8 protein-coding genes and 3 pseudogenes are annotated in these 12,736 nt (G+C 67.3%); 4 read left to right on the top strand and 7 right to left on the bottom strand.

From position 1 onward, the window contains the following. Positions 1-104 precede the first annotated feature (104 nt). Together O7610_RS16610 and O7610_RS16605 are read right to left on the bottom strand one after the other, a co-directional pair. Positions 105-992, bottom strand: coding sequence for an ABC transporter permease (locus O7610_RS16610; RefSeq protein WP_281551657.1), 888 nt, complete (start codon positions 990-992; stop codon positions 105-107). Then, the gene (locus O7610_RS16605) at positions 989-2,323 is read right to left on the bottom strand and encodes a quaternary amine ABC transporter ATP-binding protein (protein WP_281551656.1); all 1,335 of its coding nucleotides are present in this window, start codon (positions 2,321-2,323) and stop codon (positions 989-991) included. The genes O7610_RS16610 and O7610_RS16605 overlap by 4 nt, the downstream gene beginning before the upstream one ends. A 1,034-nt stretch (positions 2,324-3,357) precedes the next feature. Between O7610_RS16605 and O7610_RS16600 the strand changes: the two genes are divergently transcribed. Beyond that, positions 3,358-4,059 (top strand): class I SAM-dependent methyltransferase, encoded by a 702-nt coding sequence (locus tag O7610_RS16600; RefSeq protein WP_281551655.1) that lies wholly within the window; start codon positions 3,358-3,360, stop codon positions 4,057-4,059. 134 nt (positions 4,060-4,193) lie between these two features. Here O7610_RS16600 and O7610_RS30905 read toward each other — a convergent pair. Together O7610_RS30905 and O7610_RS16590 are read right to left on the bottom strand one after the other, a co-directional pair. Beyond that, a pseudogene (locus O7610_RS30905) lies at positions 4,194-4,322 on the bottom strand (helix-turn-helix domain-containing protein); the annotation flags it as partial. 20 nt (positions 4,323-4,342) lie between these two features. Then, entirely contained in the window at positions 4,343-4,486 is a 144-nt protein-coding gene (locus tag O7610_RS16590) for a hypothetical protein (protein ID WP_289211326.1), read from the bottom strand. 319 nt (positions 4,487-4,805) lie between these two features. Between O7610_RS16590 and O7610_RS30900 the strand changes: the two genes are divergently transcribed. The 3 genes and pseudogenes from O7610_RS30900 to O7610_RS30895 form a co-directional block, all read left to right on the top strand. After that, the gene (locus tag O7610_RS30900; protein WP_502959110.1) at positions 4,806-5,294 is read left to right on the top strand and encodes an NsdA family TPR-like regulatory protein; all 489 of its coding nucleotides are present in this window, start codon (positions 4,806-4,808) and stop codon (positions 5,292-5,294) included. Between the two features lie 33 nt (positions 5,295-5,327). Then, on the top strand, positions 5,328-5,516 hold the full coding sequence (locus O7610_RS16580; protein WP_289211324.1) for a DUF397 domain-containing protein: 189 nt from the start codon (positions 5,328-5,330) through the stop codon (positions 5,514-5,516). A 104-nt stretch (positions 5,517-5,620) separates the two neighbouring features. Beyond that, a pseudogene (locus tag O7610_RS30895) lies at positions 5,621-6,157 on the top strand (NsdA family TPR-like regulatory protein); the annotation flags it as partial. Positions 6,158-6,340: 183 nt separating this feature from the next. Here O7610_RS30895 and O7610_RS30685 read toward each other — a convergent pair. The 3 genes and pseudogenes from O7610_RS30685 to O7610_RS16565 all read right to left on the bottom strand — a co-directional run bounded on the left by O7610_RS30685 (position 6,341) and on the right by O7610_RS16565 (position 12,393). Continuing rightward, positions 6,341-6,787 (bottom strand): SMI1/KNR4 family protein, encoded by a 447-nt coding sequence (locus tag O7610_RS30685; RefSeq protein ID WP_282233722.1) that lies wholly within the window; start codon positions 6,785-6,787, stop codon positions 6,341-6,343. Between the two features lie 3 nt (positions 6,788-6,790). Continuing rightward, positions 6,791-9,108 (bottom strand): annotated as a pseudogene (locus O7610_RS16570) (RHS repeat-associated core domain-containing protein); the annotation flags it as partial. A gap of 99 nt (positions 9,109-9,207) precedes the next feature. Further along, entirely contained in the window at positions 9,208-12,393 is a 3,186-nt protein-coding gene (locus tag O7610_RS16565; RefSeq protein WP_289211322.1) for an FG-GAP-like repeat-containing protein, read from the bottom strand. Positions 12,394-12,736 lie beyond the last annotated feature (343 nt).

The raw sequence follows: 12,736 nt of genomic DNA, 5'->3' as shown, positions 1-12,736 counted from the left end.
GGCAGGGCGCCGGCACCGGTGACCCTCCCTGCGGGATCTCGGTTCGGATACGGTTCAGCTCTGGTTCGGTCTTCGGGTCGGGCCGGTCCGGTCGGACTTGCGGGTCAGGCTTCCTGCAGCGCCCGCTGGGCCTTCGCCGACCGGGTACGGGCCCCGATCGAGTCGGTCAGCCGGTCGAGCACCACCGCCAGGATCACCACGGCCATGCCGCCTTCGAAGCCCTGGCCGACCTGGAGCCGGGCGAGTGCGGTGTTGATCACTTCGCCGAGGCCGCCGGCCCCGACCATCCCGGCGATGACGACCATCGACAACGCCAGCATGATCACCTGGTTGACCCCCTGCATGATGGTCGGCAGGGCGAGCGGCAGCTTGGTACGGAGCAGGACCGCCCAGGGCGACGCGCCGAACGCCTCGCCGGCCTCGATCACCTCGCGGTCGATCTGTCGCAGGCCCAACTGGGTCAGCCGGACCCCCGGCGGCATACTGAACACCACCGTAGCGATCACCCCGGGGACGGCGCCAATGCCGAAGTAGAAGATCGCCGGGATCAGGTAGACGAACGCCGGCAACGTCTGCATCAGGTCGAGCACCGGACGGGTCACCGCCGCGGCCCGCTGGTTCTCCGCGATCAGGATCCCGAGCGGGACCGCTATCGCCAGCGACAGAGCACTCGCCACCAGCACCAACGCCAGCGTACTCATGGTCTCTTCCCAGTAGGGCATGCCGGCGACGATGCCGAGCCCGACGGCGGTGCCGATGCCGAACTTCCACCCGCGCAGCCACCAGCCGAGCGCCGCGAAGATCAGCACCACGACGATCGCCGGCGGTGCGAGCAGCACGTCGACCAGGGGATCCACCAGCGACTCGACGAACGTCGAGATCCCGTCGAAGAGCGCACCCAGGTACTCGGTCGTCCAGTCGACGACGAACTCGAACGCCGCGCCGATCCGGACGTACGGGAGGATGCTGTCAATGCCGTCAGCGGCGTTCATGAACGGTCTCCCTCCGGGCTCAGCACTGCATCAGCCGGGGTTGCCTGATCGGGGACTGTCGCGGTGATGGTGCCCACCTCGCTGGAACTGGTCGGCTCGGCGTCGTCGCTGGTCCCGTCGCTGGTCCCGTTGCCGGCGTCGCTGCCGATGCTGCCGAGCGCGGTGAGCAGGGTGATCCGGGGGATCACGCCGGCGAGCCGGCCAGTGGCGTCGGTCACGGCGAGCGGGTGCGAACTTTCCGCACAGGGGGTGAACAACTCGGCGACCGGGGTGTCTTCCCCGGCGACCCGGACGTGGTCGGTGGTCACCACGTCCTGCAGGTTCCGCCGGCCGTCGCGGACCGCCTGGTCGATGACGTCGTCGGAGACCGTACCGAGGAACTGCTTGTTCTTGCCTGTGACATAGATCGCGGAGGTCTGGGTCTCCCGGAGGATCCGGGCGGCGACCCGGGGACCGGAGTTGACGTCGACGACGCCGAGCGGTCGCTCCATCACCGATGAGGCGGTGAGGATGCGGGTACGGTCGACGTCCGCCACGAACTGTGCGACGTAGTCGTTCGACGGGTCGGTGAGGATCTCCTCGGCGGTGCCGAGCTGGACGATCCGGCCGGAGCGCATCACGGCGATCCGGTCACCGAGGCGCATCGCCTCATTGAGGTCGTGGGTGATGAAGACGATCGTCTTGCCGAGCTGAGCCTGCAGGTCCAGCAACTGGTCCTGCACCTCGCGGCGGATCAGCGGGTCGAGGGCGGAGAACGCCTCGTCCATCAGCATGATGTCGGTGCCGGCCGCCAACGCCCGGGCCAGGCCGACCCGCTGGCGCATCCCGCCGGACAGCTCCTGGGGCAGTTTGTCCGCCCAGCGGTCCAGACCGACCAGGCGCAGTGCCTCCATCGCCCGCTCCCGCCGTTCGGCGCGGGGCAGCCCGGCCGCCTCCAGCGCGTAGCCGGCGTTCTCCAGCACCGAGCGGTGCGGCAGCAGCGCGAAGTGCTGGAAGACCATGCTGATCTTCTCGCGGCGCAGCTTGCGCAGCGCGGCCGGCTTGAGCTTGGTCAGGTCGACGCCGTCGACCTCGACCGAGCCGCCGGTCGGGGTGAGCAGGCCGTTCAGCATCCGGATCAGGGTGGACTTCCCGGACCCGGAGAGCCCCATCACGACGAAGATCTCGCCGGGCCGGACCTCGAAGTTGGCGTCGACGACGGCTGCGGTGGCGCCGCCCAGGTTCGCCGGAGCATCGGGTTGGCTGGTCTTGAGGCGCTCGAGCGCCTTGTCAGCACGTTTGCCGAAAATTTTGTACAACGATTTCACGACGATTGCGGACACGATCTCCATTCCAACGAATGTCGTGACGCTGGTCCCAATCGACGCACACGGCAGGTGTTCATCGACCGAAATCGAGTCGTCGGACGGTCGGTGGGCAAGTCAAACCAGGTCTGTGGTGGGGGTTTGCACCCGACCATACCCGACGGTCTGCCACGAACGAAAAACATCCCCGTACGGGATATTTCGGACATCTCGCGCGGGGTGTCTGGGGGCGGTGCTGCCATTCCAGCTGTTCCATTGTCGACGGTATCGCCACCGAATCAGGTATGTGTGCTGGCGGTACGGCAAAGCGCACACCGCGCTCGCCAGCCCGAGATGCGAGGTATGACGAGGAACCTCCGGTTATCCCGGGGGTAGGGCCCCTGACCTGCGGCGGCGACGCCCAAGGGCGCCCGGCGGAGGTCTGTGCCGCAGGTCGCCGTAGCTACCTGGATAACAATTCATCGGCAACTGGGTGGGCCACTGCTGATCTGCGGAAATGGGCGGCCGGGGCGACGGTTCGGGTTGAACGTGATCTCTCGACGGTGAATCATTAATCGAGTTTCGTAAAATGTGCTGGCAGGGTGTGGGGGAGTGCGGTGCCCGAAGTGCCGCTCGATCGTCGTGAATGGTTGGTGCAAATGAGCGGGCAAGGGTTTGCGTGGCGATGAGCGCGCTAACCTCTCTGCACCGCCCTGCCGTCCTGCCCTTAGCCTCTGTGGCTCTGCTCCCTGCCTCTGCTCCCTGCCTCTGTCGCCCTGGCACCTCGCCCGATGAGCCACCTCCCCCCGCTGGGCCGCTGCCTCCGACTACTTCCCACCCACAAGCCGTGCTGGCTCACCCGGACTTCGCAGCCCGAAGGCGGTTCTGGAGATGGGCACCCTGACCTGACGGTCGAGAAAGTTGCATGTTCAGTGTCGGTCGGGCAGCGACATTCGTGGCGCCCGACGCGAGCCCTTGCGGGTGGAACTGTCGACCCGACCACTGAGTGGATCACTGCGGTCGATCCGGTCTCTTGCCTGACTGCCCCGCATAATTGGGCAAAACCGCCTATAGTCCTGTCTATGCTCAGTACTCGGGCGAGAATCCGGCACGCCATCGGTGACCAGCGGATCATCCGCGTCCAACGGCTCGTGGCACCTGTCGTGCGCCGCAACCTGACCCTGCTGGCCAGGGTCTACGACACCGACAAGGGTCGCGGGCACGGCTACGCCGCGCTGTACGAGCGGCATCTCGGCGACCTCCGCGACCGCCCGATCAACCTGCTCGAAATCGGCATCGGCGGCTACGACTCAACCACCTGGGGAGGTTCGTCGCTGCGCACCTGGCGGGACTACTTCCAGCGTGGCCAGATCCACGGCCTCGACATCGCCGAGAAGCAGATCGACGAGCCGCGAATCCACGTTCACCGCGGCGACCAGTCCGACCAGACCTACCTGCGGGAGCTCGGGCGCCGGTACGGGCCATTCGACGTCGTCATCGACGACGGTAGCCACGTCAACGCGCACATCCGGGCATCGTTCGACGCACTCTTCGTCGACCACGTGCGACCGTCGGGCTTCTACATCATCGAGGACATGTCGACGGCCTACCTCGACGAGTACGGCGGCGGCCCGCCCGGAGACCAAGGCACATCCGTCGGACTCGTCCAGAGCCTCTGCGACGATGTGAACCGACGGCACTGGGCGGGGTGGCACGGACGGCCCGCCCTACCCGTACGGGCCGTCCACGTCTACGAAAAGATCGCCTTCGTCCAGCACGGCTGACCACCGGCGGAGCTGCAGTGGACATCGACGACGCGGCGGCGGTCAGCCGAGTCCCTTGACGCCCGGATAAGCCGTGTCCGAAAGAACCTGTACGGCGGTGCCTGCAACGGAGGTAGAGGGGTGGTACACCCGCAGCGGATGCCGCGTTCGACCTTGTCAACCCACGAGCGGGGTTTGCCGATCCGGTTCGCGAAGACCTGTTGGGTGAGTCCCCGTCGGGCGCGGAGTTGGGCGATCCGCCGGCCGATGGGCTGGTCGGCGATGCGGTGGCGGCCGGGCGCGGTCATCGGTGCATGCTCCGGTGGATCTCCTCGGTGGTCGCGCCGCAGCGGGGGCACCACCGGGACTTGACGCGGATCGCGAACAGGCCGAGGAGGAAGCCGGGCATCAGGCCGGCGAAGACGATCGGTAGCAGTCTGGCGATCACGAGCACTCTTACCCTCTGGCGAGGCCGGCGGGTCGGAGCGCGGCAACGCTCCGACCCGCTGGCCCGTTTCACCGGAATCGGATTCGGGTCACCGCCAAAATCCGATGTGCCCAGTTGACCCCAGTCGGGTGGTGACAGGAGGGGGTGCGCGTGGTGCGTATCGGTGCGGATCAGTGTCAGGGCAGCCTGCCGGACACCAGGTCCGCTACCGTGCGTGAGAGCGACCACTACGGATGAAGGGTCGATGCGGTGGCAGTCAGCGGGGACGGGATCACGCGCTTGTTGACCGAGGCGGCTGGCAGCCTGAGCAGTCGGCACGATCCTGGACCTGCGCGCCGCCGAGGCGTACGCCAACAACCACGCCGTCACCGACACCCGCCGTGCGCTCGACAGCGCCTTCGACCGGCTCACCGACGAACGTCCGGAACACGGCGACCCCGACTGGGCGTACTGGATCAACGAAGCCCAGGCCCACGCCCAGGCCGGCTACTGCTACGTCAAACTCGAAGACTGGACCCGCGCCCGCGAACACCTCCGAGCCGCGCTACGACTCCAGGACAACGAGTACAGCCGCGAAGGAGCACTACGCAACGCCCTGCTCGCCACCACCTACGTCCGGCAGGACCAACCCGAACTGGACAAGGCACTCGCCCTCGGAGACCAGGCCGTCCAGACCCTCACCGGCCAGGTCACCTCCGCCAGATGCATCAAGCACGTCCGCAACCTCGTCAGCGCACTCGGCCCCTACCGACGCACCCCCTCCGTCCGCCGATTCTGCAACGACGCCAAAGACCTCATCGCCACGTGAGTAGGCCAGCAGCCATCAGACGAGGGAGCGAGCATGGAACGTAACACCTGGCGCACGTCGAGCCGGTCCGGCAGCAACGGCCAGTGCGTCGAGGTCCGCGACCGGGGCACCCAGATCGACGTACGCGACTCCAAAGCCCTCGCCGCCGGGACGCTGACCTTCGCCCCCGCCGCCTGGACCACCTTCACCACCACCATCAAGACCCACGGCGCCCGCCCGTAACCCCTGGCTCCCCCCTGCTCGTGGCGGCTCTCCACACGGGCCGCCACGAGCGCACCAACTGTGTCAGTCACGGCCGATGATGGTTACCGAATCGGGGATGCGGGATGGGCCGACGGATTTGCCTGACTCTGCTTGGTTTCGCGCTGACGTCGTCGGCGGACGAGTGGAACATCGCCTATCAGCCGTCGGACGTCACCTTCGCCACCGGCCGGCCACTGTCCGGTGAGGTCGTCGACCACTTGGACACCATTACCGCGAGCCTGCGGCGGATGGACGACCACCTCGGCAGCGGCCAGACGCTCGGCCTGGTCTGTCAGCACCTGGCGACCGTGGTCGAGGTGCTACGCGAGCGCCGGTACACCGACTCGGTGGGGCGGCGGCTACACGGCACTGCCGGTGAGTTGATGCGCCTCGCGGGTTGGCTGTCGTTCGACGACGGAAACCACAGCCAGGCGCAACAGTTCTGGATCGCGGGCCTCTACCAGGCCCACGCCGCCGGTGACCGTGGCCTCGGCGCGAACATCCTCGGCTTCATGTCCTACCAAGCAGCGGACCTCGGCCAATTCTGGCAGTCGATCACCCTCGTCGAACCTTGTCCAACCCCTGCGCCGACGGCGGTAGATTCGAATTTTCGGTGTCTGACCCACGCCGCAACTCAACGTTCTCCGCCTCTAGCACTACAATCCGGGCATCCCACTGCGCGACAGCCTTCTCCAACGCCACGAGCCGCTCCACGATGGAAGGGACGTCGGGCGCCCGGACATCCTGCCCAACAACCCCGCCAGATCAAACCAGCCCGAACCGGCAAACCTGATTGGCTACGCTCATTTTACCCCAGGCTCGTCTGCGTAGTGCGAGTTGAGGAATGCGGTAAAGGAGGACCAGGTGCGCAATGGATTTGGATCACCCTCCGCGCAAAGTACGACTTCGGGGTCAGGCGTAAGCGTGTCCGACATCCAGTACACGAGATAGCCCTGATGCATCCCGAATACGATCGCCCCATCGGGAAGAGAATTGGTCCCGGAATTCTCATCGAAGAACTCGTCCGCCCACTCCTTCATTCGGAGGATGGTCGGAAAGAATGCGTCCGTTCCTCTGAGTATCCGACCCGCCCGCACCCCCATGTGGGAAAGAAACTCTACATACGCTGACGGAAGCTCCGAAAGGTTCCATGCCTCCCGAATTTTTGATATTTGCTCTGCCGTTATTCCAAGTACGCCGCCAGGCTCCTCGATGCGAATTAACTCCGCCAACCTTCCAACTTCGTACATCATTCAGTCCTGCCCCGTCGAGATACGGATGCTAATTCCAGGAAATCTCATTTTAAACTGACCAATCACATCTTCGCAACTAGGGCAAACTATCCGTTCCGAGTAGAGCTGGACAGTTCCGGTAGATGTTGGGCTGAGACCGATCGCGAGATCCTCAAGAAGAAACACTTCGGAGTCATATGCTCTAGACGGGTTGGGCGGCGTGAACTGCCTTGCGCTAGGCATGGACACCTCCCCAGGGTTGACGTGTCGACCGCTAGTCGCGATACCGACTGTCGACGCTTGCCCATCGATCTGAGACCGCATAACGGCAATGTTCTTACTTTCCCGAACACCCAGTCCCCCATTCCCGTTGACCCGATGGTCTGCCGCAATTTTTGCCAGACCGCAGTTGTGTACGAGTACGGGGGTTGCGTCGGCTACTACATGGTAGGTGTGGACGCGGCTGATGGTGAGGTTGTGGACGGTGGCGTGCGGGACGGTCCAGCGTTGGATGGCTGCGACCTGGACCCAGGTGCCGGAGCTCGTCTGGAGCCACTGGCCGGGTTGCAGGGCGGTGGCGTCGATCCACTCGTCGAGTTCGGGGACCCAGAAGGGGTGTCCGTCGGTGGCGGTGATCTCGGCGGTCTCCGAGCCGTGCTGGCCGTCGGTGTCGATGGTGATGGTGACGAGGTGTTTGATGCCGTCGCGGTGATGGTGGCGGTGACGGTCTCGATGCTGGTGGTGCCGGTTTCGGGGTCGGCAGCGATCACGGTGTCACCGGGCTTGACGTCCTCGATCGGCGTGGTGGTGCCGTCGGCCATCAGGACCTTGGTGCCGGGGGTGAAGCTGTTGTTGAGACAGCTGTCGGCGGGTTTGTCTCCGCCGCCACTGGATCCGCCGTTGGAGCGTGAGCTGGCGCCGGTGTTGCCGCCGGGTTTGGAGGTGGCCTTGCCGCTCCCGCCTCCTGCGCTGGCCCGGCCGCCGCCTCCGCTGCTGCCGGCGGTGGAGGCTTTGGGGTTGGTTTTGGCCTGGGCCTGTTTCTGGACGGGGTTGCCGGTCTTCTTCGACGCGTTGACAGCTTTGTTGCTGGTGGTGTTGGCCTTGTCTGCGGCTTTCTTCGCGGCGGCCTGCGCGGCGCGTTTCGCCCGCTCAGCGGCCGCCTTCTTCGCGTTCAACGCGACGGTCTCGGCGGCGCGGGCCGCCCGCAGCACCGCCTGGGCGGCGGCTTTCGCTTTCTGCCAGGCCCTGATCGCGGAGAAGGTACGTTCGACGGCCTTGACGATCCTGCCGAACGCTTTGAACAGTTTGAAGGCGGGCACGAACTCGGTGATCAGGTCGACGCAGGACCACACGTCGCCGCCGAAGCAGCCCAGCGCGGCGTTGAGGCCGATGAACTCCTTGAGCACGTCCCAGGCCACCGACAGGATGACCGACGTCATGGACCGGCCCGCGGCCGACCGGGCCTGGGCGACCTGCGCGGTGGACAGACCCGCACCGGCCAACGCCGCCGCCCGCTCCGACGCGGTCAGGCTGATCGACAGACCCGACGGGTCGGCGTGGGTGACCGGGTTGTTGTGCGCGTACGCGTACCCGTTGGACTGCAACGGGTCCGCCACATCGAGGACCGGGTCGGCGGACAGGAACCGGCCCACCACCGGGTCGTACAGGCGGGCCCCCAACGGGGTGTAGCCGGACGCCTCGTCCGGGACCGCGCCCAGGAACCCGGCCCGGGTCTTCAGATTCGTGGCCAGCACGTCGACCGCGCGGGGGTTACCGAACGGATCCCGCTTCAGGACCCGTACCGGCATCCCCGACAGGGTCGAACCGACCTCCGCGTACGGGCTGCCCTGATGATCGGCCGCGACCGCCGCCAACTGGACCGACGCCGACCCGTAGGCGTACCGCAGCATGCCGCCACCCGGCACCGCGTAGCTACGCTGACTGTTGACGTTCACCCCACCAGCGGCCACCGTGACCACCGCGTCGGCCAGGTGCAGCGTCGCCCGCCGGTCCTGCACGGTCAGCAACCGCGCCCCGTCCGGACCGTAGACGTGCCGGGTCTCGTCCTGCGCCGACCACACCTGACCGGTCGCGGCAGCATCACACACGGCCAACACGACCGGCGTCGAGTTCACGGTCGCACCACCATCGACCGCCAGACACAGACCGGACCCGGTGTGCCGCAACTGCCCGACCGCCGTACGGGCCAACCGCTGCGCCGCGGTGCCGTCACACACACGCAACTGGACAGCCGACCCGGCCGTGTCCCCGTCCGGCTGGACACACCAGTCGTCGTACACCCGCAACGTGCCCGGGCCGGTGCCCGCGCCGCCGGCTACGCCATGCGCCGTGCTCGAACGGCTGCGACTACTGCTGCGCCCGGATCCCTATCAACGGCTCGACTTGCAGATCGGCAACGGACGTCGACGATGCGGCGGTCAGCCGAGGCCCTTGACGCCCGGATAGGCCGCATCTGAAAGAACCTGTACGGCGGTGCCTGCGGCGGAGGTGGAGGGATGGTAGACCCGCAGTTGTCCGTCCGACGTCCACCGGGCCCACATGTCGGGTATGCCGTCGCCGTTGACGTCGGGGACGCCGATCACCAGGTCGACGCTCGCGGCCGACCAGCCGGTGCCGAAGGAGACGTCACCGTCGCGGGAGTTTATGGCCAACTTCAACGAGTGCAGGTCGACGCTACCAGCGACGGTGCCAGGTAGGCCGTGCCGCACAGACATTCTGCCGTTGTCCAAGTCGCGCCACAGTAGGTCCGGGGTGCCGTCCTGGTCGATGTCGGCCACGTTGACGATTTCCCGCCGGGCCCAGGCGGTGCCCTCCATCAGGGTCGCCTGCTGGAAGCTGGCTCCGGTGTAGCCGCTCAACGTCCAGAATGCGGGGCCGGCCCGCAGGACCAGGTCGGGGTGACCGTCCCCGGTGATGTCCCCGACGGCCTTGAGCTGGGTCCAGATGGCCGGGTCCGGTGCGTCGGCCGGCAACCGCACCCGGATCCGGTCGTCGACGTCGAAGCTGCCGTACCCGTCGCCGGGGTAGATCCAGAAGCCGCCGTCGGGGGTGCGGACGAACAGATCGGTCACGCCGTCGCCGGGGAAGGCGTCGCCGTACTTGGTGAGCAGCGCGACCTGGGAGGTCGCCGGGTCGTACCAGTGACCAGCCGGGTCGAGCTGGCCATCGACGCTGTACGACGCCGCCAGGGATCCGTACAGGGCTCCGTCGGTGTCGCTGGGATAGGTCCGCAGATTGCCGTCGGCGTCGATGATCGTCAGATCGGGTCGTCCGTCACCGCCGGTGTCACCCGGCCCGTCGGCGGTGTCGCGAGGCGGTACGTAGAAGGTGTGGTCGGTACGGGCGCTCCGGTTGCCGGCCGCGTCGTACGCGTACACCTGCAGGGTGGTCGGGCCGGAGTGTCGGGGTCGCAGGTCGGGCACGGTCGCCGTGCCGGAGTTGGCGGTCACGTATGTCAGCTCACGCCCGCCGAGCGCGTAGCTGAACTGGGCGGCGTCGGCGGCGGTGAAGGTGACCGGACCGGTCTGGCCGAACTTCACCGTTGCCCAGGTCGCTCCGTCCGGGGTGGCGGCCAGGAACACGTCGCTGGTGACGGCCGGAGCCGGTGGCGCGCTGGCGTCGATCGTGATCCGACAGGGTTGATCACCTGGCGGGAAGTACCACGATGTCGCACCGTCGGTGTCCTCAGACCGGACGTCCCAGGAGTAGGTGACGCCGTCCACCAGGCTGGTGGCGGGGATCGTCACGCTGCCCCGGCCGCTGCTCAGGCTGGTGACGAGGGTCCCGGCGGGCACCGTGCCGCCGGTGGGCCAGAAGCGGAAGCGCAGCCCGCGCAGGTTTCCGTCCGGGTCTGAACCAGTGGCGGCCAGCACCAGGTTGGTCCGGGCGACGAGGGTGCCGCCGCCGGGCCCGGGGGCGCAGTTTCCGCCGGGTGTGATGGTGCCGGCGGTCGGCTCGTTGGGGCTGCGGTTGTAGACCACGGTCAGCTCGGTCGCACTGACCTGGAACTTGCGCCAGGTGTGGGTGTCGTCCTCATCGGTGGCCCGCATGACGAAGGTGATCTGGGACCAGCCGTTGGTCGCGCCGGCCTGGGCCCCCTGCTGCACGTCGAAGCTGACGTACGCGTCGGCGCACTGGTTGCTGTAGCCATGCGCGAACGACCGACGCTGCTGCTCGGAGATCCAGTCCGGCTGCTTCTTCCAGGTGGTGCCGGAGGAGATCGCACCGGTGAGCCACAGCCGCATCTCCCGGGCCTGGCAGCTCCACGAATGGTTGTTCAGCAGCCGCAGACTCGCCGAACTGACCGTGGCGCCCTCGATGCTGCTGTTGAATCCCATCCGCCAGAAGGTGCGGGCGCGCAGCGGCGTCTCCTCCTCGTAGCCGACCCGAGCGACGGTGCTGCCGTTGTTGAAGTTGGTGCCGTTCCAGGTGTTGGTATTCGGGTGCTGGCTGTAGATGGTCGCCCACGCTTGGGTGGTGCTGCGCATCGTCGGATCGAGGAAGATCGGGAACCGGGCATCGGGGTCGTCCAGCAGTCCGCTGGCCGCCGCGTCCAGCCGCAGCCGCGCCTCACCGGTGCCGTCACCGTCGAGTGTGCTGGGCAGTTGGCCGACCTTGGAGCCCGGCTCGGCACCGCTGAGGCCGGACAGGCTCAGCACGTCGGTCGTGGTGGCCACCGAGGTACGCGGGGGCGAGTCGGGGTCGTCCGTGTTGCGTCCGGAGGAGTCCCAGCCGAACGGGGTGGGGATGGAGCTGATCTCCTCGTCGTCGGCCGGGTCGAGGATCCGGACCCCGCCGGTGACCGGATCGTGCTGGAAGACAGCGGTCGCCGACCGCAGGCCGTAGTTGATTTGGCGGACCGAGTCCACCGTGGCCGCGTCGGGCGTCTTGACGATCAGAAGTTGGGCGACGCCGCCGTCGTCGCGTACCACCATCAGCAGGTCGACGCCGGGCAGCACGTCGGGGTAGAGCGCCCGGGGGCCGTCGAGCACCGGCTCGGGTAGCGGACCGGGCCAGGTGTACGTGATGGTGTGACCGTCGAGGTCCAGCTCGGCCAGCACCCGGTCAGTGGTGTCGGTGGTGTCGGCGGGTTGGTCGTCCGCTGCCGCGTACCGGTCGGCGGCCGGTCCGCCGCTGGAGAAGCGGACCGGCGCCGGGGCGTTGACCGGCCGTACGCCGAGACCGTCGGCGTCGTCGGTGACCCGGCTGCGGCCGGCTCCGTCGGCCCGGCCCTGGTCGGCCGCACCGGTGCGGGTGAGGGTGGTGTCGAGTTCCGCCCACTGCCCGGTGGTGTCGCGGGCCCGCTGTGCGATGGCGTGGCTGGTGGTACGCAGTTGCCCGTCCGGTCTGGCCCAGGTGAGTGAGGTGGCGGTCGTCGCGGTGTCGATCAGCACCTCCTCACCGGTGCGGCGGGCCTGGGCCAGGGCCGCTGAGTCGTCGAGCGGGCCAGCCGACGGTGCCGGGTCCGGGGCGACGAGCCGGTCGATGGTGGACCGCAGCCAGGGCAGCGTCGCGGCGACGAGCGCGACCACCAGCAGACCGACGGTCAGGGTGAGCCTGGTGCGCGTACGCGTGAATGGGCTGAGCAGGCGAGGCGCGGTCACTGCGGTCTACTCCCGTGGGACCCGGTGGGCAGGGACGATGTGGACACCACTGCGCCCGCTCGGCGGCCACGGGGCAGAAGTCCGCACACGATCGCACGGACACCACTGTCGACGCGCCCCTCTTTAACGTTACTAACCTGTTATATCCCACTGGTGCGCATCGCCACCCGCGCCGGAATACGAGTCTTTGTCAGCTTTTGCTAGTGGCAACTCATCCATGTATTGCGATTTCAAGATCTCTACGCCTTGTGTGCAGATTGCCACCACAGGTCGTGATTGACCAGTGACGCAGTTCACTCAGATCCCTGCCGTCAACCTGCCGCTCACTTGAGTGTCAGATCAA

Origin of the sequence: Solwaraspora sp. WMMA2065, assembly GCF_030345075.1 — a bacterium.
Classification (GTDB): Bacteria; Actinomycetota; Actinomycetes; order Mycobacteriales; family Micromonosporaceae; genus Micromonospora_E.
The sequence above is the reverse complement of the archived record's forward strand: the minus strand, read 5'-3'. Positions and strand labels throughout refer to the sequence as shown.

What these genes read in the sequence shown, in the direction of transcription:
- O7610_RS30685 (WP_282233722.1), bottom strand. Translation starts at nt 6,787, where the DNA reads ATGTACGAAGTTGGAAGGTTGGCGGAGTTAATTCGCATCGAGGAGCCT.
- O7610_RS16580 (WP_289211324.1), top strand. Translation starts at nt 5,328, where the DNA reads ATGGAACGTAACACCTGGCGCACGTCGAGCCGGTCCGGCAGCAACGGC.
- O7610_RS16610 (WP_281551657.1), bottom strand. Translation starts at nt 992, where the DNA reads ATGAACGCCGCTGACGGCATTGACAGCATCCTCCCGTACGTCCGGATC.
- O7610_RS16600 (WP_281551655.1), top strand. Translation starts at nt 3,358, where the DNA reads ATGCTCAGTACTCGGGCGAGAATCCGGCACGCCATCGGTGACCAGCGG.
- O7610_RS16605 (WP_281551656.1), bottom strand. Translation starts at nt 2,323, where the DNA reads ATGGAGATCGTGTCCGCAATCGTCGTGAAATCGTTGTACAAAATTTTC.